23 protein-coding genes and 2 tRNA genes are annotated in these 25,534 nt (G+C 71.9%); 7 read left to right on the top strand and 18 right to left on the bottom strand.

Annotation, left to right across the window (positions count from 1 at the left end):
- Positions 1-75 precede the first annotated feature (75 nt).
- Positions 76-2,061 carry a threonine--tRNA ligase gene (gene thrS / locus ACSSS0_RS00335; RefSeq protein WP_487229615.1) on the bottom strand — a complete coding sequence of 662 codons (1,986 nt, stop codon included), beginning with the start codon at positions 2,059-2,061 and terminating at the stop codon, positions 76-78.
- 240 nt (positions 2,062-2,301) lie between these two features.
- On the opposite strand from thrS, the gene ACSSS0_RS00340 reads away from it, so the two are divergent.
- Positions 2,302-3,267, top strand: coding sequence for a hypothetical protein (locus ACSSS0_RS00340; RefSeq protein ID WP_487229616.1), 966 nt, complete (start codon positions 2,302-2,304; stop codon positions 3,265-3,267).
- A 45-nt stretch (positions 3,268-3,312) separates the two neighbouring features.
- Here ACSSS0_RS00340 and ACSSS0_RS00345 read toward each other — a convergent pair whose 3' ends face one another.
- From ACSSS0_RS00345 to ACSSS0_RS00355, 3 genes are read right to left on the bottom strand one after another with little or no spacing between them, the layout of a single operon-like run.
- Positions 3,313-4,170 (bottom strand): MaoC/PaaZ C-terminal domain-containing protein, encoded by an 858-nt coding sequence (locus tag ACSSS0_RS00345; protein ID WP_487229617.1) that lies wholly within the window; start codon positions 4,168-4,170, stop codon positions 3,313-3,315.
- Positions 4,171-4,177: 7 nt separating this feature from the next.
- Positions 4,178-5,497 carry a 3-oxoacyl-ACP reductase gene (locus ACSSS0_RS00350; protein WP_487231169.1) on the bottom strand — a complete coding sequence of 440 codons (1,320 nt, stop codon included), beginning with the start codon at positions 5,495-5,497 and terminating at the stop codon, positions 4,178-4,180.
- Between the two features lie 2 nt (positions 5,498-5,499).
- Positions 5,500-6,795, bottom strand: a complete 1,296-nt coding sequence (locus ACSSS0_RS00355) for an acetyl-CoA C-acetyltransferase (protein WP_435985923.1) — start codon at positions 6,793-6,795, stop codon at positions 5,500-5,502.
- Between the two features lie 98 nt (positions 6,796-6,893).
- Here ACSSS0_RS00355 and ACSSS0_RS00360 point away from each other — a divergent pair, with 98 nt between their 5' ends.
- A complete protein-coding gene (locus ACSSS0_RS00360; RefSeq protein WP_487229618.1) occupies positions 6,894-7,628 on the top strand; it encodes a TetR/AcrR family transcriptional regulator in 735 nt (244 codons plus the stop codon).
- A 23-nt stretch (positions 7,629-7,651) separates the two neighbouring features.
- Entirely contained in the window at positions 7,652-9,643 is a 1,992-nt protein-coding gene (locus ACSSS0_RS00365; protein WP_487229619.1) for an acyl-CoA dehydrogenase family protein, read from the top strand.
- A gap of 43 nt (positions 9,644-9,686) precedes the next feature.
- Here the strand turns inward: ACSSS0_RS00365 and ACSSS0_RS00370 are convergent, their stop codons facing one another.
- From ACSSS0_RS00370 to ACSSS0_RS00405, 8 genes are all read right to left on the bottom strand, one after another.
- Entirely contained in the window at positions 9,687-10,208 is a 522-nt protein-coding gene (locus tag ACSSS0_RS00370; protein ID WP_487229620.1) for a flavin reductase family protein, read from the bottom strand.
- 49 nt (positions 10,209-10,257) lie between these two features.
- Positions 10,258-10,608, bottom strand: coding sequence for a hypothetical protein (locus tag ACSSS0_RS00375; RefSeq protein ID WP_435985919.1), 351 nt, complete (start codon positions 10,606-10,608; stop codon positions 10,258-10,260).
- 84 nt (positions 10,609-10,692) lie between these two features.
- Positions 10,693-12,318 carry a SulP family inorganic anion transporter gene (locus tag ACSSS0_RS00380; RefSeq protein ID WP_487229621.1) on the bottom strand — a complete coding sequence of 542 codons (1,626 nt, stop codon included), beginning with the start codon at positions 12,316-12,318 and terminating at the stop codon, positions 10,693-10,695.
- 74 nt (positions 12,319-12,392) lie between these two features.
- Positions 12,393-12,466, bottom strand: a tRNA-Val gene (locus ACSSS0_RS00385).
- 124 nt (positions 12,467-12,590) lie between these two features.
- Positions 12,591-13,070: a TIGR02611 family protein gene (locus ACSSS0_RS00390; protein WP_487229622.1), complete on the bottom strand. Its 480-nt coding sequence runs from the start codon at positions 13,068-13,070 to the stop codon at positions 12,591-12,593.
- Positions 13,067-13,912: an aminotransferase class IV gene (locus tag ACSSS0_RS00395; protein ID WP_487229623.1), complete on the bottom strand. Its 846-nt coding sequence runs from the start codon at positions 13,910-13,912 to the stop codon at positions 13,067-13,069. Before ACSSS0_RS00395 ends, ACSSS0_RS00390 begins: the two co-directional genes overlap by 4 nt.
- Before the next feature lie 52 nt (positions 13,913-13,964).
- The gene (locus ACSSS0_RS00400; protein ID WP_487229624.1) at positions 13,965-15,029 is read right to left on the bottom strand and encodes a chorismate-binding protein; all 1,065 of its coding nucleotides are present in this window, start codon (positions 15,027-15,029) and stop codon (positions 13,965-13,967) included.
- A gap of 16 nt (positions 15,030-15,045) precedes the next feature.
- Positions 15,046-15,528 carry a glutathione peroxidase gene (locus ACSSS0_RS00405; RefSeq protein WP_487229625.1) on the bottom strand — a complete coding sequence of 161 codons (483 nt, stop codon included), beginning with the start codon at positions 15,526-15,528 and terminating at the stop codon, positions 15,046-15,048.
- Positions 15,529-15,789: 261 nt separating this feature from the next.
- On the opposite strand from ACSSS0_RS00405, the gene ACSSS0_RS00410 reads away from it, so the two are divergent.
- Positions 15,790-18,387 (top strand): CHAT domain-containing protein, encoded by a 2,598-nt coding sequence (locus tag ACSSS0_RS00410; protein WP_487229626.1) that lies wholly within the window; start codon positions 15,790-15,792, stop codon positions 18,385-18,387.
- A 13-nt stretch (positions 18,388-18,400) separates the two neighbouring features.
- On the opposite strand, the gene ligD is transcribed toward ACSSS0_RS00410, so the two are convergent.
- From ligD to ACSSS0_RS00425, 3 genes are all read right to left on the bottom strand, one after another.
- Positions 18,401-19,381 carry a non-homologous end-joining DNA ligase gene (ligD, locus tag ACSSS0_RS00415; protein ID WP_487229627.1) on the bottom strand — a complete coding sequence of 327 codons (981 nt, stop codon included), beginning with the start codon at positions 19,379-19,381 and terminating at the stop codon, positions 18,401-18,403.
- Positions 19,382-19,573: 192 nt separating this feature from the next.
- Positions 19,574-19,646, bottom strand: a tRNA-Gly gene (locus tag ACSSS0_RS00420).
- Between the two features lie 107 nt (positions 19,647-19,753).
- Complete coding sequence (locus ACSSS0_RS00425; protein ID WP_487229628.1) at positions 19,754-20,080, bottom strand: putative quinol monooxygenase; 327 nt, start codon at positions 20,078-20,080, stop codon at positions 19,754-19,756.
- 171 nt (positions 20,081-20,251) lie between these two features.
- Here ACSSS0_RS00425 and ACSSS0_RS00430 point away from each other — a divergent pair, with 171 nt between their 5' ends.
- Positions 20,252-21,082 (top strand): class II glutamine amidotransferase, encoded by an 831-nt coding sequence (locus ACSSS0_RS00430; RefSeq protein WP_487229629.1) that lies wholly within the window; start codon positions 20,252-20,254, stop codon positions 21,080-21,082.
- Between the two features lie 121 nt (positions 21,083-21,203).
- Here the strand turns inward: ACSSS0_RS00430 and ACSSS0_RS00435 are convergent, their stop codons facing one another.
- The 3 genes from ACSSS0_RS00435 to ACSSS0_RS00445 form a co-directional block, all read right to left on the bottom strand.
- Positions 21,204-21,518: an SHOCT domain-containing protein gene (locus ACSSS0_RS00435; protein WP_487229630.1), complete on the bottom strand. Its 315-nt coding sequence runs from the start codon at positions 21,516-21,518 to the stop codon at positions 21,204-21,206.
- Between the two features lie 78 nt (positions 21,519-21,596).
- On the bottom strand, positions 21,597-22,058 hold the full coding sequence (locus tag ACSSS0_RS00440) for a DUF6325 family protein (RefSeq protein WP_487229631.1): 462 nt from the start codon (positions 22,056-22,058) through the stop codon (positions 21,597-21,599).
- Positions 22,059-22,167: 109 nt separating this feature from the next.
- Complete coding sequence (locus ACSSS0_RS00445; protein WP_487229632.1) at positions 22,168-22,398, bottom strand: hypothetical protein; 231 nt, start codon at positions 22,396-22,398, stop codon at positions 22,168-22,170.
- A gap of 160 nt (positions 22,399-22,558) precedes the next feature.
- On the opposite strand from ACSSS0_RS00445, the gene ACSSS0_RS00450 reads away from it, so the two are divergent.
- Both ACSSS0_RS00450 and ACSSS0_RS00455 read left to right on the top strand, forming a co-directional pair.
- Complete coding sequence (locus tag ACSSS0_RS00450; RefSeq protein WP_487229633.1) at positions 22,559-25,144, top strand: winged helix-turn-helix domain-containing protein; 2,586 nt, start codon at positions 22,559-22,561, stop codon at positions 25,142-25,144.
- A 121-nt stretch (positions 25,145-25,265) separates the two neighbouring features.
- Positions 25,266-25,493: a hypothetical protein gene (locus tag ACSSS0_RS00455; RefSeq protein WP_487229634.1), complete on the top strand. Its 228-nt coding sequence runs from the start codon at positions 25,266-25,268 to the stop codon at positions 25,491-25,493.
- Positions 25,494-25,534 lie beyond the last annotated feature (41 nt).

Here is a 25,534-nt window from a genome sequence, read left to right on the forward strand (position 1 = left end):
CCGTGGACGGGCACCCGGCCCGACGGCATACGTCGTCGGTGGCTCTGCGGCCCCTGGACGCGGTCGGACCTGCGCTCAGACCTGCGCGCGGCTCTCGATCGCGGCGAGGATCTCGGCGATGGCGTCGTCGACCGGCACACCGTTCTTCTGCGACCCGTCGCGGTAGCGGAAGGAGACGGCGCCGGCGGCGCGGTCCTCCTCGCCGGCGATGAGCGTGAAGGGCACCTTGGACTTGCTCGCGTTGCGGATCTTCTTCGGGAAGCGGTCGTCGCTCGCGTCCAGCTCGACGCGGACTCCCTTGCGCTTGAGGCGGTCGAGCACCTCACCGAGGTAGTCGGCGTAGTCCTCGGCGACCGGTACGCCGAGGGCCTGGACCGGGGCCAGCCACACCGGGAAGGCGCCCGCGTAGTGCTCGACGAGGACGCCGAGGAAGCGCTCGATCGACCCGAACTTCGCCGAGTGGATCATGACCGGCTGCTGGCGCGAGCCGTCGGCCGCCTGGTACTCGAGGCCGAAGCGCTCGGGCTGGCTGAAGTCGTACTGGATCGTCGACATCTGCCAGGTGCGGCCGATGGCGTCTCGTGCCTGGACCGAGATCTTCGGGCCGTAGAACGCGGCACCACCCGGGTCCGGCACGAGGTCGAGACCCGACGCGGTGGCCACCTGCTCGAGGACGGCGGTGGCCTCCTCCCACTGCGCGTTGGAGCCGATGAACTTGGCCGCCTTCTCGCCCTCGGTCTCGCGGGTCGACAGCTCGAGGTAGAAGTCGTCGAGGCCGAAGTCGCGGAAGAGCCCGAGGCAGAAGTCGAGCAGGTGCTTGATCTCGCTCGGCGCCTGCTCCTTGGTGACGTAGCTGTGCGAGTCGTCCTGGGTCAGGCCGCGCACGCGGGTCAGGCCGTGCACGACGCCGGACTTCTCGTAGCGGTAGACCCCGCCGAACTCGAAGAGGCGCAGGGGCAGCTCGCGGTAGGAGCGGCCACGCGACTGGTAGATGAGGTTGTGCATGGGGCAGCTCATCGCCTTGAGCTGGTACTTGACGCCCTCGAGCTCCATGGGCGGGAACATCGTGTCGGCGTAGTACGGCAGGTGGCCCGAGGTGTGGAAGAGGCCCTCCTTGCTGATGTGCGGCGTGCCGACGTAGGAGAAGCCCTCCTCGATGTGCCGGCGGCGGACGTAGTCCTCCATCTCCCGCTTGATGACACCACCCTTGGGGTGGAACACCACGAGGCCGGATCCGAGCTCGTCGGGGAAGCTGAAGAGGTCCATATCGGCACCGATGCGACGGTGGTCGCGGCGCTCGGCCTCGGCGAGGCGGTCGAGGTAGGCCTTGAGCTCGTCCTTGGTCGGCCACGCGGTGCCGTAGACACGCTGGAGCTGCGGGTTCTTCTCGGACCCGCGCCAGTACGCGGCGGCCGAGCGCATCAGCTTGAAGGCGTTGCCGATGAGCTTGGTGCTCGGGATGTGCGGGCCGCGGCAGAGGTCGCCCCAGGCGCGCGTGCCGTCGCGACGGATGTTGTCGTAGATCGTCAGCTCGCCGGCGCCGACCTCGACGCCCGCGCCCTCGGCCGCGTCGTCGGCGTTGCCGCCCTTGAGCCCGACGAGCTCGCACTTGTACGGCTCGTCCTTCAGCTCCTCGAGGGCGTCGGCGTCGGTGACGACCCGGCGTGCGAAGGTCTGGCCCTCGTTGATGATCTTCTGCATGGCCTTCTCGAGGGCCTTGAGGTCATCGGGGTTGAACGGGGTCTCGACGTCGAAGTCGTAGTAGAAGCCGTCACGGATCGGCGGGCCGATGCCGAGCTTGGCGTCCGCGTGGAGCGACTGGACGGCCTGGGCGAGCACGTGGGCGGTCGAGTGGCGCAGGACGGCGAGGCCGTCCTCGCTGTCGACGGTGACGGGCTCGACGACGTCGCCCTCGGCGAGGACGTGGAAGAGGTCGCGCAGCTGACCGTTGACGCGCGCGACGACGACGGCGCGGTCACCCTCGAAGAGGTCACCCGCCGTCGTCTGCTCCGCCACCGATCGCTCGCTTCCGGCGACGGCGACGGTGATCTGTGCAGACACGGTTGGTGCTCCTCGTTCGACAGGGACCCGCCGGCGGGCGGCGGGTCGTGGGTGGTGCCGCTCGAAGCGGCTCGTGCAAGCGTATCGAGGCCCCGGCGAGCCGGGCGACACGGTTTGGTCGTGGCCCTGCCGGCCTGACTCGAAAGACCCCCGTGAGACCCCGGCCGAGCGGATACTGGTGAGCCGGAAGGCCGCCTCGGAGGGCGGCCCGACGGAGGTCTGGCGAAGGGGGACGTCCTGATGGAACCTGCCGAGGTGGTCGGCTTCGAGGGCCGCCGGTCGACGGCTCCCCCAGACCCGTCCGAGGTACGCGTGGCCGCCCTTCCCACCGGCCGCCACACGGAGGCCCTCGACCTCGTGTGCGCCCGGCAGGTGCACGTCACGCGGAGCGACGCGGGATGGGTGTTCACCTCCCCCGAGATGTTCGAGGGGCTCTGCGCCGTCGAGGCCGTGGACCGACACGGGGTCATGCTCGGGGTGGGGTTCACCGCGCACCCGCGGTTCGCCCCGACGGGGCGGTCCTTCCTCCGCGTCGTCGTCGCCCGGGAGCACGAGGGGCGGGGCGTCGGCCGTGCGGTGCGCTCGAGCCTGCTCGAGCACCTGCCCGCCGGCACGACCCACCTCATCGGCGGCACCTTCGACGACGACCCGCGCTCGCTCGAGGTCGCGCGCCACTGGGGCTTCTCGGTGGCAGAGCACTCGATCGAGTCCGTGCTCGACCTCACGGAGCTGCCCGAGCCCGATCCTCCGGACGGGGTCTCCCTCCACGACGCCCCCGACCTCGTCTTCGACGACGAGGACGCCGTCGAAAGCATGCTCCTCGCCAGCCAGACGAACCCCGAGGCCGCGCAGGGCTGGCTCTTCGACCTGGCCAGGCTGCGCGGTCTCGTGGCGTCCGGCGAGACGCCGATCGGTGTCGTGGCCCGGGTCGACGGGGTGCCCGTCGCGATCACGTTCGGGGGCGTCGAGGACGGCAGCCTCTCGATCGCCTACAGCGGCGTCGACCCGGCCCACCGCGGCCGGGGACTCATGTCGCTGGTCAAGCAGCAGGCGCACCTGTCCGCCCGCGCCGCGGGCGCGACCTCGAGCCGGACGAACAACGAGGAGCACAACCACGGGATCCGTCGCATCAACCGGGAGCTCGGCTACGTGGTGCGCAGCGGCGTGTTCCGGCTGACACAGCCGATCCACCCGGCTGGTCCCTGACCTGCCCGAGGTGCTGACGCTCACAGCCCTCGGGCAGGCGACGGGTCACCAGGCGTTCTCGACGACGGCGTGCTCGATCTCGCCCTTCGCGTGCTCGAGGACCGAGAGCGTGCGGGAGGGCTCGAACGCCGTGCGCAGGCGCACGGTCGACGGGAGCCGCACCGGCTTGCGGAACCAGACGCGGCTCGTGAGCCCCGCATCAGGGAGCCGTGGCCCGAGTGAGGCGAGCACCCTGGCGTAGGAGTACATCCCGTGGGCGATGGCGCTCGAGAAGCCGAGCGGTCGGGCGGTCAGGGCGTGCACGTGGATGGGGTTCCAATCGCCCGACACGGCGGCATACGCCCGTCCGGTGCCCTCTCCGAGCCGCCACGTCGGCCCGGCCGCCACGGCTGCGAGCGACTCGGTCGACGGCGGCTCGGACGGCTCGGCGTCCGGGTGCTCGGCTCCCCGCGAGAGGTACGTGCTCACCCCGCGCCACACCACCTCGCCACGCACGCCCACCTCGGACACGAGGTCGACCTGGCGCCCGCGGCGGTGCGGCCGGAGGTCCTGCGCCCACACCGAGACGTCGAGGGGCTCGTCGAGCTGGATGGGCCGCAGCGACTCGATGCGGTTCTCGACGTGGACGGCTCCGAGCAGCGGCAGCGGGAAGCGGTCGCCGCTCATGACCGCCATCTGGAGCGGGAACGCGACGAGGTGCGGGTAGGTGGGCGGCAGCCTGCCCGACACGGGGAAGCGGCACACGTGCGCGTAGGCGACGAGGTCGTCGACGTCGACGCGTATGCCGGCTCGTGACCAGCGCACGTCGGGCAGGGTGTCGCTCGCGTTGCCGCGCCGCAGGGCGGCCGTGGCGTAGATGCGGCGCAGGTCCGGTGCCGCTTCGAGGGTGATCTCCTTCGTCATCGGACGCTCACGCCCCGAGCAGGCTCTGGCCGCAGACGCGGACCACCTGTCCCGTGACCGCAGCGGCGCCGGGCTGGGCGAACCAGGCGATGGTCTCGGCGACGTCCTTCGGGTGACCGCCCTGCTGGAGAGAGTTCATGCGCCGGCCGATCTCCCTCGTGGCGAAGGGGATCCGTGCCGTCATCTCGGTCTCGATGAAACCGGGCGCGACGGCGTTGACCGTGATCCCGCGATCGGCGACCTGACGCGACAGGGCGGAGACGAGCCCGATGACACCGGCCTTGCTCGCGCCGTAGTTGGTCTGGCCGCGGTTGCCCGCGATGCCGGCGATCGAGGCGACGCAGACGATGCGCCCGCCGTCGGAGAGGCCTCCCTCGCCGAGGATCGCGTCGTTCATCCGCAGGACCGAGCGGAGGTTGACGTCGATGACGCTGCGCCAGCGGTCGTCGTCCATGTTGACGAAGAGCTTGTCGCGGGTGATGCCGGCGTTGTGCACGACGATGTCGAGACCGCCGTGGCGCGAGGTCGCGTGCTCGACGATGCGCCGGCCCGCGTCGTCGGCCGTGACGTCGAGCTGGAGGGCCGTGCCCTTGACCTCGTTGGCGACCACGGCGAGCGCGTCGCCGGCCGAAGGCACGTCGACCGCCACGACCGTCGCACCGTCGCGCGACAGGACCCGGGCGATCTCGGCGCCGATGCCCCGGGCGGCTCCCGTGACCACGGCCACCGTGCCGTCGAGCGGGCGCAGCGAGTCCACGTCACCGCTCGTGGACGCGTCGACGCGAACGACCTGGCCGTCGACGTAGGCCGACCGCCCGGAGAGGAAGAACTCGACGGCCGAACGAACGCCGTCCTGCGCATCCCCCTGCGCGAGAACGAGGTTCGCCGTGGCACCGCCGCGCAGCTCCTTGCCGACGGACCGCACGGCACCCTCGAGCGCACGCTGGGTCGCCACCGCGGCCACGTCGGTCAGCGTCTCGGGGTCGGTGCCGATGACGACGACGCGACCGTTGCGTCTCAGTGCCTTGACGGCCGGGGCGCCGAGCAGGCGCAGCTGGTCGAGCTCGGCCGGGTCGACGGCCGCGCTGAGGTCGAGGACCACGGCGCCGACCTTCTCGCCCGCGTCCGGCAGGGTGGACACCGCGGCGACCCCCGCACCCCCGAGCCAGGCGGCGACGCCGTCGGCGAAGCGACCGCCCCCCGCGACGAGCACGGGACCCTCGCAGAGCGGCATGCCCGGCTCGTAGCGCCGCAGGCGGGTCGGCTGCGGGACCCCGACCTTGCGGGCCACGGGCGAGCGGACGATGGTCGAGAAGAGATCGGTCATGCTCACGCCTCCAGGATCGCGACGACGCCCTGCCCACCGGCAGCGCAGATGGAGATGAGGCCACGGCCCCCGCCGGCCTCCTTGAGCTGCTTGGCGAGCGAGGCGACGATGCGCCCGCCCGTCGCCGCGAAGGGGTGGCCCGCGGCGAGCGACGAGCCGTTGACGTTGAGCCTGCTGCGGTCGATCGAGCCGAGCGGGGCATCGAGGCCGAGGCGCTCGCGGCAGAAGTCGGGGTCCTCCCAGGCCTTGAGCGTCGTGAGCACGGTCGCGGCGAAGGCCTCGTGGATCTCGTAGAAGTCGAAGTCCTGCAGGGTCAGGCCGTTTCGCGCGAGAAGGCGCGGGACGGCGTACGCCGGGGCCATGAGCAGGCCCTCGTCGCCGTGGACGTAGTCGACGGCTGCGGTCTCGGCGTCGACGAACCAGGCGAGAGGCGTCAGCCGGTGCTCGGCTGCCCACTCCTCGCTCGCGAGGAGCACCGCCGACGCGCCGTCGGTGAGCGGGGTCGAGTTGCCGGCCGTCATCGTCGCACCGTCACCCTTGCCGAAGACGGGCTTGAGCGTCGACAGCTTCTCGACGGTCGAGTCCGCACGGAGGTTCGTGTCGCGCGAGACCCCGAGGTAGGGCGTGACGAGGTCGTCGAAGAAGCCGCGCTCGTAGGCGGCCGCGAGGTGCTGGTGGCTCGCGGCGGCGAGCTCGTCCTGGGCCTCCCGGGTGATGCCCCACTGCGCCGCGGTGAGGGCCATGTGCTCGCCCATCGACAGGCCGGTGCGCGGCTCGACGTTCTCGGGGATGGCCGGCACGAGGTGACCGGGACGCAGGCCGGCGAGCGCCTTGGCCCGCTCCCCCGCGGACCTGGCCCGGTTGGCGGCGAGCAGGGTCTGGCGCAGGCCCTCGCTGACGGCGATCGGGGCGTCGCTGGCGCTGTCGACCCCCCCGGCGATGCCGGCGTCGACCTGACCGAGCGCGATCTTGTTGGCGACGAGGACGGCGGCCTCGAGGCCGGTGCCGCAGGCCTGCTGGATGTCGTAGGCCGGCGTCGCCGGGTCGAGACGCGTGCCGAGGACGGTCTCGCGGGTGAGGTTGAAGTCGCGGCTGTGCTTGAGGACCGCGCCGGCCACGACCTCGCCGAGCCGCTCTCCCGCGAGGCCGTAGCGGGCCACGAGGCCGTCGACGGTCGCGGTCAGCATGTCCTGGTTGGACGCCTTCGCGTAGGGGCCGTTGGACCGGGCGAACGGGATGCGGTTGCCCCCGAGGACCGCGACTCGACGCGGTGCGCGCGGGGTGGACTGGGAAGCCATGGGTCTCTCCTGCTGTCGGATGTGTGACCTGTCGTTCTCGACCAAGATAACCGAAACCAGCAGTAGTCGATACAGCAAGTACCTGTTACTTTCGTGAGATGGACAACGACGTCGATCGTCCGGGACAGCCTCCCGCCGCCCCTCGGGACGGGCGGGACTCGCGCTGGGAGCGCCACCGCGAGGAGCGCCGAGCCGCCCTCGTCGACGCGACGATCCGCGCGATCCGGACCCACGGGGCGGGCGTCGGGATGGATGACATCGCGGCCGAGGCGGGCACCTCCAAGACCGTCATCTACCGCCACTTCGACGACAAGGCGGGTCTCTACCGCGCCGTGGCCGCCCGCATCGACGGTCGCGTCGTCGGCAACGTCGGGTCGGCACTCGGCCGGTCGAGCACACCGCTCGCCGGCACCCGCGAGCTCGTCGCGTCCACCGTCGAGGCCTACCTCGCGCTCGTCGAGTCCGACACCGAGGTCTACCGCTTCGTCGTCAACCGGCCGCTCGTCGACCTCCCGCTCGCCGACGACCCCGTGGGCGGCACGGTGAGCCAGGTGACCGACCAGCTGACCGGCCTGCTCCTCGAGGCCCTCCGGTCCCCCGCGACCGACCCGTCCCGGGCCCGCACGTGGGCCATCGCCCTCGTCGGCTCGGTCCGCGCCGTCGCCGACGACTGGCTCGCCACCCCCGAGGGGGACCGCGCACCTCGGGCCGCCGTCGTCGAGGCCCTGACCGACCTCGCGTGGCACGGGCTCTCCCCCGTCCTCACGCCCCACGCCAGCACCGCATCCACCCCCTCGACCACCTCGACCACCTCGACCACCGCGACCTCCTGAGGTCCAGACCGGAAGGCACCGAGATGTCCACGGCCACAGGCTCCCCCACCGAGTCACCCGCACCCGCACCCGAGCAGCTCGACCCGATCCCGGGGGCCGCTGACCCGGCCGGTCCCGCGCTCACCGCGGCGCTCCGCGCTCACCTCGACGGCCCGTTCGGTGAGGTGCGTGATCACTGCCGCGCCCTCGACCCGGCGACGTTCGGACCGCCGCCGACCCCGCTGCCGATGGACGAGCACCGCTCCCGGGTCACGGCCCAGCTATCGGCCCTGGCGACCGAGCCCTACGCCGCCCACGGTTTCCCCGAGCGCCAGGGCGGCACCGCCCGCTACGGCGAGGCCGTCGCCGCCTTCGAGATGCTCGGGCACACGGACCTCTCGCTCTTCGTCAAGGCCGGCGTCCAGTGGGGCCTCTTCGGCGGCGCCGTCTCGCTCCTCGGCACGAGCCGCCACGACCACCTCCTGCCCCGCATCACGTCCGGTGAGCTGCAGGGGTGCTTCGCCATGACCGAGACGGGTCACGGCAGCGACGTGCAGAGCCTGCTGACGACCGCGACCTTCGACCCGGCGTCCGACGAGATCGTCGTCCACTCGCCCGAGCCCGCCGCGCGCAAGGACTACATCGGCAACGCGGCCCGGGACGGGCGGCTCGCGGCCGTCTTCGCCCAGCTCGTCGTCGACGGCGAGTCCCGCGGCGTGCACTGTGTCCTCGTCCCGATCCGCGACGAGGACGGCACCCCGGCCCCCGGCGTCACCATCGAGGACTGCGGGCCCAAGCTCGGCCTCGGCGGCGTCGACAACGGACGCCTCCTCTTCGACCACGTCCGGGTGCCGCGCACGAACCTGCTCGGGCGCTACGGCGACATCGGCGACGACGGCACCTACTCGAGCCCCGTCGACAACCCCGGTCGTCGCTTCTTCACCATGCTCGGCACCCTCGTCCGCGGCCGCATCTCCGTGGCCGGCGGGGCGGGCGCCGCCGCCCGGTCGGCCCTCGCCGTCACGACGACGTATGCCGCGGGGCGGCGCCAGTTCGCGGCCCCGGGCAGCGAGGTGGAGACGACCGTCCTCGACTACCGCACCTACCAGCGACGGCTGTTGCCGAGGATCGCGACGGCATACGCCCTCCAGCTCGCCCAGCACGAGCTCGTCGCGGCGATGGACGACGTGCTCGCCGGGCGCGCGACCTCGGAGCAGGACCAGCGCCGGCTCGAGACGCGGGCCGCCGGTATCAAGGTGCTGACGACCCGGCACGCCACCGACACCATCCAGGAGTGCCGTGAGCTGTGCGGCGGCGCCGGCTACCTCTGGGCCAACCGGCTCGCCGCGCTCAAGGCGGACACCGACATCTTCACGACGTTCGAGGGCGACAACACCGTGCTGCTCCAGCTCGTCGCCAAGTCGCTCCTCACCGACTACCAGGCGACGTTCGGCGACCTCGACACCGCCGGGATCGTGCGCTTCGGTGCCCGGCTCGTCGGGGGCACGGTGATCGAGCGGTCGTCGGCGCGCGGCATCATCCAGCGGCTCGTCGACGCGGCCCCGGGCCGGGAGGAGGACGTCACCTTCGGCATCCGCGGCACCCAGCTGCGCCTGCTGCGCGAGCGCGAGGACCACCTCGTCGAGGGCCTGGCCCGACGGCTGCGACGGGCCACCGCGCCGGGCGCCGACGCGTTCGCGATCTTCAACGCGACGCAGGACCACCTCGTCGACGCGGCGACGGCCCACGTGGAGCGCCTGGTCGCCGAGACCTTCGCCGCGTCGGTGGAGTCCTGTGCCGACGGCGAGGCCCGCGCCGTGCTGGCCAGGGTCTGCGACCTCTACGTCCTGTCGACCATCGAGCGCCACAAGGCGTGGTACCTCGAGCACGACCGCCTCAGCCCGGCACGCACGAAGGCCCTCACCGCCCTCGTCAACGAGGTGTGCGCCGAGCTGCGCCCGCACGCCCGGACGCTCGTCGATGCCTTCGGCATCCCCGACGGCCTGCTCACGACGGAGATGTCAGGCACCGCCTGACCCCACCTGGGGTCGTATGCCGTCCGGCGCGGTCAGCCGCGCGTCACTCGGTGGCGCGCTGGTAGCGACCGCGCCGGTGCACGAGCGGGGCGTCCTCGGCCCCGACCTCGGCGTGCTCGATCGTCGCCTCGACGAGCACCGACCAGCCGACGTCGCGGCGGCTGCCAGGGTCGAGGCGCACGCCCATCCACGTCGTGGCATGGCTGGGACGGGGACCCCACTCGGTCTGCTCCCACTCGATGAGCCGGAAGGCCCCGCCCGGCGCGGGCATCACGCCGGCGAAGACGTCGGCGAGGCGCTCGTCGCGCGCGCCGAGGAGCGTCACGACGGCCGTGCCGGTCTCGTCGAGGGCGTCGAGCAGGTCGGCGTCGGGGTGCAGGAGCCCGACGACCCGGCCGGGGTCACCGGTGGCGATGAGGTAGGACGAGACGGTCAGGCCGACCCGCTCGACGCCCTCGCCCGACGTCCAGAGCGACACCGTGCCACCGATGCGGCCCCGCAGTCGCCGGACCGGATCACGGTCCTCGTCGGGTGTGTCGAACGGGTGCTCGGTGTGGATCGTCACGTCGCGCACGCACCCGCCGGCGGTCCGGGCCGCCGGCCCGGGTCGACGCTCACTCGTCCTCGGCGACGAGCAGGGCGTCGTCGACCGACACCTCGCCCGGCACGACGACGCGGGCGTACACGCCGGCGCACTGTGAAGGCGTCTGGGTCACCTCGAGGGTGCACTCGCCGAGGCGCACGACCCGGCCCACGAGCTTCTCGAGGACCGACGAGTCCATGTCGAGGACGATGTTGGCCTTGGGGTGGGTCGCGACGTAGTCGTCGACGGAGACGAGGTGCACGGCGTGCTTCTTCGAGCGGTTGCCCTCGGGACCGGTCTCGGTGACCTCGAACGACGCGAGCTCCTGCCCGGGGGCGTCGGAGTCGGGATAGATGAACAGGCTCGAGACAGCGGCGATCATGGTCGCCACGCTAGTGCGTGCAGGCCCCCGCCGCCGTCACCGTGCCGTGGAAGTGGAAGTGGAAGTGGAAGTGGTCGTCGACCGTCACGAGGTGGCGGCGGTGATCGCCTCCTCGAGACGCGGGACGATCGTCAGCACCTGGTCCAGTCCGGCCCGGCGCACGCACGCCTCGGCGTCCGACGAGAGCTCGGCGACGAACACGCGGATGTCGCGGGCCGCGAAGTCCTCGGCCTGACGACGCAGGACCTCCGTCCCGGTGAAGTCGATGTCGTCCATCGCCGCCATGTCCAGGACGACGGACCGGACCGGGACGGTCGCCGTGGACACGAGGTCGCGGACCCGCTGGTCGAAGTGGGCCGCGTTCTCGAAGAAGAGGCCGGTCCCGAACCGGTAGACCAGGAGGCCGTCCACCGGCGTCCGCGGCCGGACGCGACCGAGCAGGCGCGGCGCGACCTCACCGTCCGACACCAGCACCTGGTCGTGCGGCTGGTACTGGCGGCGAAGCCGGTCGACGAGGGAGACGAGGACCGCGAGCAGGATGCCCTGCTCCACCCCGACGAAGGCGACGACGACCAGAGCCAGCATCGCGGCGCCGAACTCGAACAGCCTCGTGCGCTTGATGGCCCGGAGCCGCGCGACCTTGACCAGGCCGATCCCGATGGAGAACACGACTCCGTCCAGCACGGGGGACGGCAGGTACTCGAAGAGGCCGGTCGCGAAGAGCAGCACAAGGCCGATGACCACGGCCATGACGACGTTGACGAGCTGGCTACGACTTCCCGCGTCGTCACCCGCCGCCGTCCGCGGCGGGCTGCCGTTGATGGCGAAGCCGCCCGTGAGGGCGCTGCCGGTGTTGGCCGCAGCGAGCGCGTAGAGGTCCTGGTTGGTGTCGTCCCGGTAGCCGTTCTTGGTCGCGAAGCTGCGGGCCACCGCAGCACTCTGCGCCAGGATGACCACGGCAATGGCTGCCGCGCTGCCCGCGAGCCGGGTGACCTCCCCCACCGAGACGCTCGGGAGCGTCAGGCTCGGCAGGCCCGCCGGGACCTGGCCGACCATCGACACCCCGCGGCCCCCGGCACCGACGAGGGCGCCGAGCACGCTGAAGACGACGACGGCCAGGAGCGCCGCGGGGAGCCTGGGCAGGACCCGCTCCATGACCAGCATCGAGACGACGACGCCCAGGGAGAGCATGGCGGAGGTCGCGTTCACGTGACCGAGGTCCGTCACGGTGGCGACGAGCTTGTCCCACGTCGTGCCGGACGCCTCGATGCCGAGCATCCCGGGGAGCTTGCCGATGACGAGCGAGACGCCGATCCCACTCAGGAAACCCGCCAGCACGGGCTGCGAGATCAGGTCCGCCAGGAAGCCGAGGCGCGCGACGCCCATGAGGAGCAGGATGCAGGCGGTGAGCAGCCCGAGCACCGCCACGGTGCCGGCGTAGCCGGCCGAGCCTGCCGCGACGACGGCCCCGGCGCCGGCGGCCACGAGCGCCGCGGTCGCGGAGTCCGCACCGACGACGAGCTGCCTCGTCGAGGCCATGAGCGCGAAGAGAATCGCGGGGAGCAGGGCACAGTAGAGGCCGGTCTGCACCGGCAGCCCCGCGATGCTGGCGTAGCCCAGCGACTCGGGGATCGCGATCGCGGTGACCGTCACGCCTGCGACGAGGTCACCACGCAGCCACTCGCGGCGGTACCCCGTCAGCAGGGACATGCCGCCACCATCGCACAGATGGCTCGCGGCGTCAGCGGCCAGATCCGGCTCGAAAGCCGGTCGTCGTCGATCGGTGGACGTGAAGGGACTCGAACCCCTGACCTCTCGCGTGTGAAGCGAGCGCTCTAACCAGCTGAGCTACACGTCCGGGCACCCTGTGCCGACATGGTGTCCGGCTGACGTCGGGGTGACGGAGGGAAACAATAGCCGGTGCGGAGGCGGGGGCGGTAATCGCCCCTCGGGTCCCGTCACGGCGACACGTCGCCCGCCGCTCAGTCGACCCCGGGCACCTGCGTCAGGAGCTGCTCGGCCCACTGGGGCACGAACTGCGGGATGCCCGCCCAGGCGAGGTAGCCCCAGACGACTCCCCACACGACGAGCAGGGTGCCGAGGGCGACGACGCCACGCACCCAGATCGCCTGGGCCATGATCCAGTCGTTCCAGCGACTGACGTGGCGCCGGGCGAAGTCGAGCCAGCGCTGCGCGAACTCGAACTCGCTGGCCAGGATGAGCAGCCCCGCGAAGACGACGAGCCAGCCCGGACCGGGCGCCGGGACCATGATGAGGCCGCCCACGGTCACCACGGCGCCGACGACGCCGACGGCGGTGCGCCAGATGACGTGGGTGACACGGTTGCGGCGAAGGCGTGCCCGCCAGGCCCAGCGGTCCTCGTCGGCATCGATCGTGGTGTTGGGGTCGGAGTAGTCGACGGGCGGACGGGCCTCGTCGCGTGTGCGGTCCTGGCCCGTCACGGGTCGCAGTCCCGCTCGGCGTTGCTGCGGAAGACCCGCTGGAGCTCGCTCGTGACGGGCCGGTCGCTGGACAGCGCCCGGTCGTCGACGGCGTGGACGGGCAGCACGTCCTTGGTCGAGCTCGTGATGAAGACCTCGTCGGCGCTCTGGAGCACGTCGAGCGGCAGTGCTTCCTCGCGGATCTCGATGCCGGCGGCCCGACCCCACTCGATCGTCAGCTCGCGCGTGATGCCGAGCAGCAGCCCGGACCCGGCGGGAGGCGTCAGCACGACGCCGTCGACGACGACGAAGACGTTGCTGCCGGTGCACTCGCACAGCTCGCCGCGGGTGTTGCCGAAGACGGCCTCGACCGCGCCCTCCTGCTTGGCGCGCGCCAGGGCGACGACGTTCTCGGCGTACGACGTCGTCTTGAGTCCGACGACCGCCGAGCGCTCGTTGCGGGTCCACGGCACGACCGTGAGCTTGCCGCTCTCGGGCGGGAGCGGCTGCGGCGCCGCGAGCACGATGTAGGTCAGGGAGGAGTCGTCACGGTCGGACCCGAGGGGGCCGACCCCGCCGGTGACGCTGTAGCGCAGGCGCCCGAAGTCGATCGCGGGCCCGTCGAGCACCGCGGCAACACCCTTGTCGACGAAGGCGAGGTCGAGGGGCGGCAGGCCGAGCCCGGCCGCAGAGCGCTCGAGGCGCCGGTGGTGCCGCGTCAGGGCGAAGGGCTGCCCCGCGGCGATCTTGGCGGTCTCGAAGACGCCGTCACCGACCGTGACCGAGTGGTCGAGGGCGGAGACGGAGGGCCCGGTCGGGTCGACGAGGTCGCCGTTGACCCAGACGCGCGTGGTCGTGCTCATGGTCCCTTCCTGGTGGCTCGGCGGCCGCCCGGAAGGCGCCCGACGGGAGCCCTCATGGTGTCACAGTGCCGGCGGCGAGCCCGATGAGGCGGGCCGCCTTGAGCTCGGTCTCGGCCCACTCCCCCTCGGGGTCCGAGTGCCAGGTGATGCCGGCGCCCGTGCCGAACCGCAACCACCGCCGGCCGGCGTCGTCCCGCTCGGCCCAGAAGGTGCGGATGCCGACGGCGAGGTCCGCCTCCTCGGCGTCGGCGTCGACCCAGCCGACCGCTCCGCAGTACGGTCCGCGGGGCACCGTCTCGAGGTCGCGGATGGCCGTCAGGGCGCTGGACTTCGGCGCACCGGAGACCGACCCCGGGGGGTAGGCGACCGCGAAGACGTCGGCCCAGCCGACTCCCTCGCGCAGGTGACCGCTGACCGTGGAGACGAGGTGCACGAGGCCGGGGTGCGCCTCGATCGCGCACAGCTCGTCCACCGAGACGGTGCCCGGCTCGCACACGCCCGACACGTCGTTGCGCATGAGGTCCACGATCATGACGTTCTCGGCGTAGTCCTTGGGCAGCATCTGCTCGGCTGTCGTGGCGGTGCCCTTGATCGGGCGCGTCACGAGGTGCCGGCCACGCCGCCCGAGGAAGAGCTCCGGCGAGGCGCTGACGACGTCGAGCCCGGCGGCATCGCACCGGATGCGCGCGGCGTGCGGTGCCGGGTTGCCTTGCCGCAGAAGCGTATCGAGGCCGTTCAGGTCTGCCTCCGCCGGTAACGCGTGGCTGAGCACGCGGCAGACGTTGACCTGGTAGACGGTCCCGGCCGCGATGCGCTCGCGCACCTCGCGCACGGCGCCCACGTATGCCGTCCGGTCCAGCGACGTGTGCCAGCGGCGGTCGAGCGGCTGCCACGCGGTCGACGAACCGGGGGCCGGATCGGGCGCCGGGTCGCGACCCGGCCCGGCGGCATACGCCCTCGGCGTGACCTCGGCGAAGCGCACGGCGGTCACGGCACCCTCGAAGGTGGCCACGACGGCCCAGAAGCCCCCGCGCGTCATCGCGTCGAGGGCTTCGTGGCCGTGGCGGACGTCGACGACTCCGTGCGCGTCCCGGTCGGCGAAGCGGGCGTGGTCCACCCGCAGATCGTAGGGCCTAGGCCGAGAGGGCCTTCTCGATGTCACCGGCGAGCTCGGCGGGGTCGGTCGTCGGCGAGTAGCGGCCGATGACGGTGCCGTCGCGGGCGACGAGGAACTTCGTGAAGTTCCACTTGATCTTCTTGCCGAGCAGGCCGCCCTTCTCGGACTTGAGCCACGTGTAGACCGGGTGCTCGTCGGCACCGTTGACGTCGACCTTCGAGAACATCGGGAAGGTGACGCCGTAGTTCTTCTGGCAGAAGGCGCCGATCTCCTCGTCGCTCCCGGGGTCCTGGCCGCCGAACTGGTTGCACGGGAAGCCGAGGACCGTCAGGCCCTGGGCACGGTAGGTCTCGTAGAGCTGCTCCAGCCCGCCGAGCTGCGGGGTGTAGCCGCACTGGCTGGCGGTGTTGACGACGAGGACGACGTCACCGGCGTACTCACCCAGCGACACCTCCCCGCCGTCGATGGAGGTGGCCTTGAAGTCGTGCAGGACGGTCACGGTGTCTCCTCTGGTGGTCTCGCGTCACCCGATCCTCACCCGTGGAGCCCCCGAACCACGAATCGGCGGTCGACCGGGGCGTGCAAGGCAGGGCGGCGCGTCGTCGCGGTGGGTCGTGTCGGTGGTTCGGTGCCGTGACGTCGACGGATGGGTGCCACGTGCAGCGCGGGGCTGCCGTATCAGCCCTGACGGTGGGACCCTCTTGGTGACGGGGGCAACCTCTCCGGTCGCCGTGCGTCCCTCGTGGTGAGGAGGTGCCCGATGTCCGAGGACTACGTCGACTTCGACGTCACCATCGAGCACGCCGAGCAGGGGTATGCCGTCCGCGTGGACACCCCGGGCCCCTCCGACGGCTCGGCGGACGCCCCGGTCACGGCCCCGTTCGTCCTGCCGTTCGCGCCGACTGAGCTCGCTGCCTTCATGGTCGCCGTCGGACCTCCCCGCGCGGCCACGCGCCGTCTCGTGCCGGCCGCGGCCAGGGTCACCGACGTCAAGGACTACGGAGGACGCCTCGGCGACGCGCTCTTCAGCGGCAGCGTCGGCGCGGCGTTCCGCCGGCGACTCGACGAGGCCCGGGCGCACGGCCGCGACGTGCGGGTGCGCCTACGGCTCGAGACGGTCCCCGAGCTCGAGGCGGTGCCGTGGGAGTACCTGTACTCCGGCGGGCTCGGCCGGTTCCTCACGCTCTCGACCAGGACCCCTGTCGTCCGGCTCCTCGACGCGCTGGACCCGCCCCCGCCCGTGACGGTGCAGGCGCCGCTGCGCGTCCTCGTCATGATCTCCAGCCCGAGCGACATGCCCGAGCTCGCCGTCGAGCGCGAGGAGCAGCTGCTCCGGGCCACGACCAGCGACCTCGTCGCGGCCGGCCGGCTCGAGCTCGTCGTGCTCGACCGGGCGACGCTGCCGGCCCTCCAACGCGCCCTGCTCGAGCCGTTCCACGTCTTCCACTTCATCGGGCACGGGGGCTGGGACCGTGAGACCGAGCAGGGGGTGCTCGTCCTCGAGCGCGAGGGCCGGACCTCGCACCGGGTGAGCGGCGCCCGGCTCGGCACCCTGCTCCACGACGCCCGCGAGCTGCAGCTGGCCGTGCTCAACGCGTGCGAAGGTGCCCGGTCGTCCGGACGGGACGCGTTCTCGGGGGTCGGCCAGGCCCTCGTGCGCCAGGGGCTGCCCGCGGTCGTCGCGATGCAGACCGAGATCTCCGACCGCGCCGCGCTCGTCTTCAGCCACGAGTTCTACTCCTTCCTCACCCGTGGGCTGCCCATCGACGCCGCGATCTGCGAGGTGCGCAAGGCGATGGCCGTCTCCGACGAGGCCTCGGAGTGGGGCACGGCGGTCCTGCTCCGGTCGGGAGGGGGGCAGCCCTTCTCGTTCGCCCCCGAGGCCGTGCAGGCGACCTCGCCCGAGACCCGGTGGCAGTCGCTCTACGACGTCGCGCAGGGCGCCCTCGCCTCCGACGCTCCCCAGACCGCCGTGCCGATGCTCGAGCAGCTCGCCGCCGAGCGCCCGGACTACGCCGACGTCACCGCCTTGCTGGAGCGCGTCCGGCCCGGTGGGGCGGCGGCCGTCGGAGCCGTCGGCGGAGGTGGCGTCGAGGCGGGGACGTCGGTGCACGAGCCGGCGAACGAGTCTGCGACAGATGGGGAGGCGGCGCCGCCGGGGGCGGCGCCCACGGCGACGTACGCACCGGCGACCAGTCCCCTTGCCCCACCGGCGAACGCGCGGGACGTCGTCGACCTGCTCGTGACGGCCGACGCCGCAGGACGACAGCGGGCCCGACGCCTCGTCATCGGCGCCGGGATCGGCTTCGCCGTGGTCACGGCCGTGGCGGTGGGACTCGGCACGCGCATCACCGACACCCCCAGGACCTCGGCGAGCCCATCGCCATCCGCCACGGCGTCGTCCGCGACCACAGCGGGACCGGGCCCGACCCCGGCCGCGATGCGCACGGTGGACCTGCCCGTCTCGGGCACGCCCTCAGGACAGCTCGTCCTGCCGTATGCCGTCGGCGGCGACTACATCAGCGCGGCCGGGAGCAGCCAGATCGGCCCCTGGGGTGACCTCATCGACGTCCTGCGGCTGCCGAACGGCAACCGGGTCGTGACGGTGTCGCAGGCAGGCAACGTCCGCATGTCACTGACCGACACGGGTGGCGAGTCGCTCGTGGACCTCGGGGGCTTTCGCAGTCGGGTCGAGGCCAACCGCGGCACGCGTTTCGCCTACGTCGACCGGGGCGACGGCCACCTCAGCGTCCGTGACGTCGAGGGCACCGAGGTGGCGGCCCTGCCGGACGTGGGGCCCGAGGCCGAGGTCGTCGGCTTCGCCGGGTCGGCCGTCTTCTTCACGGACGACGGCTCGACCTTCCGGTGGGACACGACCACCCGGCGCGCTGCTGAGTGGCGGCAGGCGGAGATGGTCGTGTTCAACGACACGACCCGCACTGCCGTGGGCCGCTCGGCCGGGGGGTGCTTCGCCGTGCTCAAGGTCGGCACGCCGTCGCAGGCGACCCGGAACCTCGACTGCCGTGGCCTGGACGTCCAGGGCCTGACCGGCGACGGGCGCTACGCGATCGCCTGGAGCACCCCGACCGGACCCGAGGCGAGCGAGGTGCTCCTCGTCGACACGTCGACGGGCCGGCCGACCTTCGCCGTGCGCGTCCCCGCGGGGTCGATCGTCGTGCAGGCCGGCTACCGCACGAGTCCCGTGCCGCGCACCCTCGAGCTCAGCACGGTGACCGCAGACGGCAGCAACCGTCTCGTCGGCTGTCCGACGGACGGCACGTGCTCCGTCCTCACCGAGCCGAGGCCCACCGCGGGCGACCCGCTCGCTCCCCCGCCCTACGTCATCTCCCGCGACTGAGGCGCGGCCGCCGTCACGAGGAGGCCTCGTCGTCGGGCTCGGGCGGCACGTCCTTGCCGTCGCGCTCGTCGCGGTCGGCCCACTCGACGAGCGTGCTGAAGTCGAAGACGGCGTCGTCGATGCCGGCGTGCAGGTCACCGAGTCGGGCGAAGCGCTCGGGCATCGTGGCGATGGTGAAGTCCTGCGGCTCGGCGTCGGCGATCTCGTCCCACGCCAGAGGTGCGGAGACGGTGCCCCGCGGGTTGCCGCGGACGCTGTAGGCAGCGGCGATGGTGTGGTCACGCGCGTTCTGGTTGTAGTCGACGAAGAGGTCCTTCGGCGAGCGGTCCTTGCGCCACCACGTCGTCGTCACGTCGTCGGGCAGCCGCCGCTCGACCTCGCGGGCGAAGGCCAGCGCGCCGCGGCGCACGTCCTTGAAGCCCCAGTCGGGCGCGATCCGGACGTAGACGTGCAGACCGGACCCGCCCGAGGTCTTGGGCCAGCCGACGGCGCCGAGCTCGTCGAGGATCTCGTGGGTCGTGGCCGCGGCGCGCCGCACCTTCTCGAACCCGCACTCGGGCATCGGGTCGAGGTCGATGCGCCACTCGTCGGGGCTCTCGGTGTCGGCGCGACGGCTGTTCCACGGGTGGAACTCGACCGTCGACATCTGGACCGCCCAGATGACGTCGGCCAGGCGGATGACGCAGAGCTCGTCGGCGTGCAGGCCGTAGCGCGGGAAGTGCAGCCGGACGGTCTCGACCCACGGCGGGGCACCGGCCGGCAGCCGCTTCTGGTGCACCTTGGGCCCGTCGACGCCCTTGGGGAAGCGGTGCAGCATGCACGGCCGCTCACGCAGCGCGTTGACGATGCCCGGCCCGACGGAGAGGTAGTAGTCGACGAGGTCGCGCTTGGTCTCGCCGCGCTCGGAGAAGTAGACGCGGTCGGGGCTCGACAGGCGCACGGTGTGGTCGCCGACCTCGATCTCCACGGCGGGGGCCTTGCTCGACGCAGCCATGGGCGACAGCCTACGGACCGGGAGGTCCGGACGGGCTCTGTCGGGGCTCTGTCGGGGGCTCGGTCAGGGGCCCGCTCGGGGGTTCGGTCGGGGCGCGGACCGGCGAGGCCGCGCATGAGCCGGCCGGACGGCATACGCCCCCGGACGTGCGGAGGGGGCCCGTCGACGCGAGTCGACGGGCCCTTCCAGCGGAGCGGACGACCGGGCTCGAACCGGCGACCTCAACCTTGGCAAGGTTGCGCTCTACCAACTGAGCTACGTCCGCCTGCCAGGCCCTCGGAGCCGGGGCTCCGTGGGTGCGAGGTAGACAATAGCGGACGGTCGGCCGGTTGGCGAAATGCGCCGAAACCCGCTCTCGGAGTGGCCGTTCGGCTACTTGTCGACAGCCATCTCGCCGAGCTCTGACCACTGCGTCCCGTCGACGGTCGCGTTGACGATCCTCGGTGTGGCGGAGAGGTAGGCGGGCAGGCTCGAGGTGGCCTCGCGGAAGTGGTCGCTCTGCACGTGGGCGCCGCCGGCGGCGTCGTCACGGAAGGCCTCGACGAGGACGTACTCCGTCGGCTCGTCGAGGCTGCGCGACCAGTCGAACCACAGGCACCCGTCCTCGGCGCGGGTGGCCTCGGTGAAGGCCCGGGAGATCTCGGGCCAGTCGTCGGCGTGCTCGGGCTTCACGGGGAACTTCGCGGTGATGAAGATCAAGGCTGGTCACTCCTGGTTCTCGCGGGTGCTGGAGAGGTGGCGCTGCGACGGTCCGACGAGTGCGTACCCCCGCGGGCGATGCCACCATCGTCCCCTCTCGGAGGCCGTCATCCCCGGGGAGTGATGCCTGTGGCGGGGGTGCGCGCGTTCCATGGAGGTATGTGCCGCTGGATGGTGTACTCAGGTGACCCGATCCTCGCCGAGGACCTGCTCTTCAAGCCGGAGCACTCGCTCATCGAGCAGAGCCTCCACTCGCGGATGGGCGCCACGACGACGAACGGGGACGGGTTCGGGATCGGCTGGTACGGCGACGGCCCCAGACCCGCGGTCTTCAAGAGCGTCGACCCTGCGTGGAACGACGAGAACCTCCGTGAGCTCACCGCGCAGGTGCGCACGCGGCTGATGTTCGCGCACGTGCGGGCCTCCACCGGGACCCCGGTGCAACGGAGCAACTGCCACCCCTTCCGCCACGACACGTGGCTGTGGATGCACAACGGCGCCGTCTTCGGCTTCCACGAGCTCAAGCGCGACCTGATGTTCGCGATCGACCCCTCGCTCTACCCCGACGTCGAGGGCTCGACCGACTCCGAGGCGCTCTTCTTCCTCGCCCTGACCTTCGGCCTGCAGGACGACCCGATCGGTGCGGTCGCCCGAGCCGTCGGCTTCGTCGAGGACCTTGCCGAGCGCCGCGGCATGAGCAACCCCGTCCAGGCCACGATGGCCACGAGCGACGGTGAGCGCGTCTGGGCCTTCCGCTACTCCTCGCAGCACCAGAGCCGGACCCTCTTCCACTCCACGAACGTCGCCCAGCTGCGGGAGCTCTACCCGGAGCTGGAGAGGCTGAGGTCGTTCGGGGACGAGACACGGTTCGTGGTGTCCGAGCCGCTCCGCGACCTGCCGGGCGCCTGGCGTGAGGTGCCGGAGTCGTCCTGCGGCGTCATCCAGCCCGGCGACGACGAGATCCGGCCCTTCGAACCGGTCCGGCCGTCACACGTGGCCTGACGGGCATCGTTCACGCCACCTCGTTCGCCGCCACGGCGTCGACCATCGCGAACAGCCGGACCGCGCACCCCTGAGGGAGTGCGCGGTCGGCCATTGGACGGTTCGGCCCGTCAGGGCGTGGTCACAGACCGAGGATCCGGGACTTCTGGGCCTGGAACTCCTGCTCGGTGAGCACTCCCGACGCACGCAGCTCCCCGAGCTGCTGCAGTCGGGCGAGGTCGGCGTCCGGGTCGGGCGCCGACGGCGGAGGCGGGGGTGGCGGGGGTGGCGGGGGTGGCGGAGCGGCATACTGCGGCGGAGCGTCATACTGCGCCTGCTGCTGCTGCTCCTCCTGGGCCGCCCATCGTCCGGCCTGACGTCGTGACACCCGGTTGGACACTGCCGTCGCCGTGCCGGCAACGACGGCCGTGCGGGCCATCCCACGTAGTAGTCCCATCGTGTTCTCCTCCTTCTCGTCTGTGGTTCGTCCTGGCAGCGCGCGTCGGGTCGCCCGACGGGTACGGCTGCGGTTGCGCTACTCGGCCTGCTCGCTGTCGCTGTCGGCGGCCTCGAGCGCCTCGAGCCGGGCGATGACGGCGTCGGCGGGGAGACGGACGCTGGCGACCACCTCGGCCCCGGCACGTCGCATGGCCGAGACGAAGGGACCGGCCCACGTGTTCTCGTAGACGAGGACCGCCACCGCGTTGCCGGGCTGCACGAGGTCTGCTGCTGCTGCGAGGTCCTCCTCGTCGAGCAGGTCGGACTCGATGCCCTCGAAGATCGCGAGGTCGAGCGTGCCGTCCCCGTCGAGGTCCGTGATGGCGACCGCGGTCACGGTCCCGTCGGCATCGCGCACGAGGCCTCTCATGTCGAGGACCCGGATGACGCCGGCGTCGACGAGCCTGATCAGCTCCGCCATCCCCTCACCCGTGAGCCGGGCACCGGGAAACTCCAGCGCGAGGTAGTCGATCGGTCCGACGTCGACGTTGACACTCATGTCTTCCTCCTTGGCGACTGTCCACTGACACACCGAGACTCGTCGTGCGACCATGTCGCTGCATCGCTCCGCGAGGATGACTTGCCCGCTGCTCCACCCCGAGCTGCCGTCACTGGGAAGGGCTGTCGCGACCCGCCCCTGAGCGCCCCACCTGGTGCACGGCGGTAACCCCGATGCCCAGGGTCTCGAGGAGGGCCAGCACGCGCGCCAGGGCGTCGGGCTCGTCCATGGAGACGCTGAGCACGGTGGCACCGCTGACGTCCCGCCGCGGGATGGGACCGAGTGAGTCGACGACGTCCGCGGACAGCTCTCCGTCGACGACGACCTCGTAGACCTGCATGGTGACCTCACCTCCGAGAAACGCCAAATGTCGCTCATGGGGTCCTCTCGTGGCTACTCTCGAAGAGTCAGTGATTCCCCGCATCCACCAGCGGGGATGACCTCTCGGAGACAGGGAACCCCTCATGCCCGGTCCACGCCAGGCTCGGATGACCCCACCCATGCCCTCGGCAGGGGTCATCGACCGCCCTCGACTCGTCCCTCTGCTGGACCACAGACCCGTCGCCGTCCTGGCCGGGATGGCCGGGTTCGGCAAGTCGACCCTCCTTGCGTCGGCGGTCGGTCGACAACGGATCCGCGGCGCGGGACTCTGGCTGACCGTCGACGACTCGGACCGTGACCCGGTCCGCCTCGTGTCAGACCTCCTGTCCGCGGCCAGCCTCACCGGCATCGACGAGCTCACCGAGGCGATCGCCCCGCTGCGCACCTCGTCGATGCGGGCCGAGCCGCTCACGCTCGTCGACTCGCTGCTCGAGGCCCTCTACGACACGGCCGAGCCACTGATCCTGGCCCTCGACGACGCGCAGCACCTCACGGGGTCCAAGGCCTCGGCTGCCGTGGTCGACCACCTGCTCCGATGGGCGCCCGCCAACATGCGCGTCCTCATCGGCGCGCGCGTCGTGCCGCCCCTGCGCCTGCAGCGCCTCCGGCTCGACGACCGGCTGTCGTACCTCGCCCACGACCATCTGGCCTTCACCCCCGACGAGACCGCACTGGCGGTGAAGTCGTCCGGACTGGACCTCGATGCGGAGATCGTCGCGTCGATCCACGAGGCGACCGGTGGCTGGCCGGCCGGGGTGCGGATGGCGATGCTGGCGGCCCGCCAGGTCGACCGACCCCGCAACCTGCCCTCGGAGCTGCGCCGCGACCAGGCACTGGCCGACTACCTCGCGACGGAGGTGCTCGCGTCCCTGTCCGACGAGCTGAGGGACTTCGTCCTCGACAGCTGTCTCGACGAGCACGTCTGCCCGTCACTCATCGACAGCATCCGGGGGACGACCACCGCGGAGATGCTGCTCGAACAGTGCGTGTCCGAGGGCATCTTCCTCTCGCGCAGTACCGCGTCCACCGACGAGCCCTGGTTCAGCTGGCACCCACTCTTCGCCACCCACGTCATGCGCCGCCTGTCGACGGATCAGCCCGAACGCGCCGCCGAGCTGCACGCCGCCGCCGCCGCCTGGTGGGTCCACCTCGAGCCACCGACCGCGATGCGGCACGCCATGGCTGCCGGCGACAGTGAGAAAGCCGCCCAGATCTTCTCGGAGCACTGGCTGGCCCTCTTCCTCGAGGGCCGCGTCGATGCGGTCATGCACGCGATCGAGCACCTGCCGCATGACCTTGCCGACCACCCCGACGTGCACCTCGTCAAGGCGCTGGTCCTCGTGCGCGGCGGCAGGCTCGACGCCGCGCGCGCCGAGGTCGCCGCGGCCCGGACGACGACGGCATCGTTGCCTGCGCCGACGAAGGAGCGCTTCGAGCAGCGCACCGCTCTCGTCGACCTCTTCCTCACCGGCCACGACCAGGGGCTGCGGAAAGCCGTGGACACCGGTGAGGCTCTCCTGGAGCGGCTGGCCCACGATCTCCGGGTGCCTGACGCAGCGATCCAGGCATCGGTGCAGGCCTTCGTCGGCATGGGCGAGGCGCGCCTCCAGAGCGATCTCGAGCTGCCGCTGGAGATGCTGCGGGCGTCGGCCGCCACCGCGCACGACACCGGTCTGGTGGCCCTCGAGCTGACGACGCTGGCCGAGTCCTGCATCCCCGCGATCGCCGAGGGTCGGCTGACCGAGGTGCACGATCTCGCGGTCGACGTGCTGGCCCGGGCAGCCGAGCGTGGCTGGGTCGGGCTCGTGACGCTCGCTCCTGCCGTCTCCTACCTCGGCTGGCTGGACTACTGGAGGGGCAACCTGGCCCAGGCGCGGGCCCAGCTGGAGCGCAGCCTGTCGATGATGGTGCCCTTCGACGCGGAGCTGCGCGGCCTCACCCTGAACTTCCACGCGAAGACGTGCCTGTCACTCGGCGACGTCAAGGCCGCTCGAGCCAGCATGTCGGAGATCGCCGCCATGAGCGCGTCGGCACCGGTCCCGCCGTGGTGGCCCTCGATGCTGGCCGGGCTGGAGGGGCTCGCCCTCATCGCCGAAGGCCGGACGCGTGAGGCCGTCGCGCTGGCGTCGTCGCCCGCACCCGAGCCGGAGTACCGCCTCGCTTCCGCTCACCGTGCGAGGGTGCTGTTGCGTGCCGGAGAAGCCGCCGCCGCGCTCGTCGAGCTCGGAAGGGTGCCGACCAACAGCACGTTCGTGCAGGTCAGGTGCCTCTCGCGCTGTATCGAGGCGGAGGCTCGCTCGATCCTGGGCAGGACCGATGCCCACGCGTCGCTCGAGCTCGCGCTCGCGGCGGCCGAGCCCGACCAGCTCTACGGACCCTTCCTCGCCGGCGGCAAACGGATGGCCGACCTGCTCAAGGCCCACCTGCGCCACGGGACGAGTCATCCGGCGGCGCTGACGCAGGTGCTGGCGCGCCTGGCGAGGGAGCACGAACACGGCGTCCCCGGCTGGGGCGAGCGCCTCACGGACCGGGAGCGGGTCATCCTGCAGTACCTCGCCACCAACCTCACCAATGCCGAGATCGCCGAGGCCGAGTTCATCTCGCTGCACACGACGAAGACGCACATCGCGCACATCTACCAGAAGCTCGGCGTCGGCAGCCGACGCGCAGCCATCCGTCGCGCCGCCGACCTCGACCTCTACTAGATCGGCTCGAGACGCGGCCGCCGATCGTCATCTCCACCTCATCGGATGACGCGCGTCGCCCCTCGCCGCGACAGGCTTCGACGGAGAGGTGACGGGACCCCCGACTGGAGAGGTGGCCGACATGCGCGCTGTCGTTGTCGTTGCCGGTGACGTCGACGAGCGCGACGTGTGGCCGTATGCCGTCTGGGCAGACAGCGACGGGACGTCCACCACGCTGAGCATCCACGTCCACGACAGCCAGGAGCTCGTCGGCGTGCTCTCCGCGCTCACCGCGCTCGGGCTCGAGGTGACCTCCACTCGGCTCGTCGCCGAACCGGGCGCCCCCGACCCCCCCGGCCCCATCCGCTGACCTATCTCCCATCTCGCTCTCGGAGAGCGATGCTGCTCCCG

Source organism: Terrabacter sp. R4-6 (assembly GCF_057529065.1).

Bases quoted from the DNA above. Each gene is read 5' to 3' on its own strand.
- ACSSS0_RS00340 (WP_487229616.1), top strand. From the start codon at position 2,302: ATGGAACCTGCCGAGGTGGTCGGCTTCGAGGGCCGCCGGTCGACGGCT.
- ACSSS0_RS00345 (WP_487229617.1), bottom strand. From the start codon at position 4,170: ATGACGAAGGAGATCACCCTCGAAGCGGCACCGGACCTGCGCCGCATC.
- ACSSS0_RS00350 (WP_487231169.1), bottom strand. From the start codon at position 5,497: ATGACCGATCTCTTCTCGACCATCGTCCGCTCGCCCGTGGCCCGCAAG.
- ACSSS0_RS00355 (WP_435985923.1), bottom strand. From the start codon at position 6,795: ATGGCTTCCCAGTCCACCCCGCGCGCACCGCGTCGAGTCGCGGTCCTC.
- ACSSS0_RS00360 (WP_487229618.1), top strand. From the start codon at position 6,894: ATGGACAACGACGTCGATCGTCCGGGACAGCCTCCCGCCGCCCCTCGG.
- ACSSS0_RS00365 (WP_487229619.1), top strand. From the start codon at position 7,652: ATGTCCACGGCCACAGGCTCCCCCACCGAGTCACCCGCACCCGCACCC.
- ACSSS0_RS00375 (WP_435985919.1), bottom strand. From the start codon at position 10,608: ATGATCGCCGCTGTCTCGAGCCTGTTCATCTATCCCGACTCCGACGCC.
- ACSSS0_RS00380 (WP_487229621.1), bottom strand. From the start codon at position 12,318: ATGTCCCTGCTGACGGGGTACCGCCGCGAGTGGCTGCGTGGTGACCTC.
- ACSSS0_RS00395 (WP_487229623.1), bottom strand. From the start codon at position 13,912: ATGAGCACGACCACGCGCGTCTGGGTCAACGGCGACCTCGTCGACCCG.
- ACSSS0_RS00410 (WP_487229626.1), top strand. From the start codon at position 15,790: ATGTCCGAGGACTACGTCGACTTCGACGTCACCATCGAGCACGCCGAG.
- ligD (WP_487229627.1), bottom strand. From the start codon at position 19,381: ATGGCTGCGTCGAGCAAGGCCCCCGCCGTGGAGATCGAGGTCGGCGAC.
- ACSSS0_RS00430 (WP_487229629.1), top strand. From the start codon at position 20,252: ATGGTGTACTCAGGTGACCCGATCCTCGCCGAGGACCTGCTCTTCAAG.
- ACSSS0_RS00435 (WP_487229630.1), bottom strand. From the start codon at position 21,518: ATGGGACTACTACGTGGGATGGCCCGCACGGCCGTCGTTGCCGGCACG.
- ACSSS0_RS00440 (WP_487229631.1), bottom strand. From the start codon at position 22,058: ATGAGTGTCAACGTCGACGTCGGACCGATCGACTACCTCGCGCTGGAG.
- ACSSS0_RS00445 (WP_487229632.1), bottom strand. From the start codon at position 22,398: ATGCAGGTCTACGAGGTCGTCGTCGACGGAGAGCTGTCCGCGGACGTC.
- ACSSS0_RS00450 (WP_487229633.1), top strand. From the start codon at position 22,559: ATGCCCTCGGCAGGGGTCATCGACCGCCCTCGACTCGTCCCTCTGCTG.
- ACSSS0_RS00455 (WP_487229634.1), top strand. From the start codon at position 25,266: ATGCGCGCTGTCGTTGTCGTTGCCGGTGACGTCGACGAGCGCGACGTG.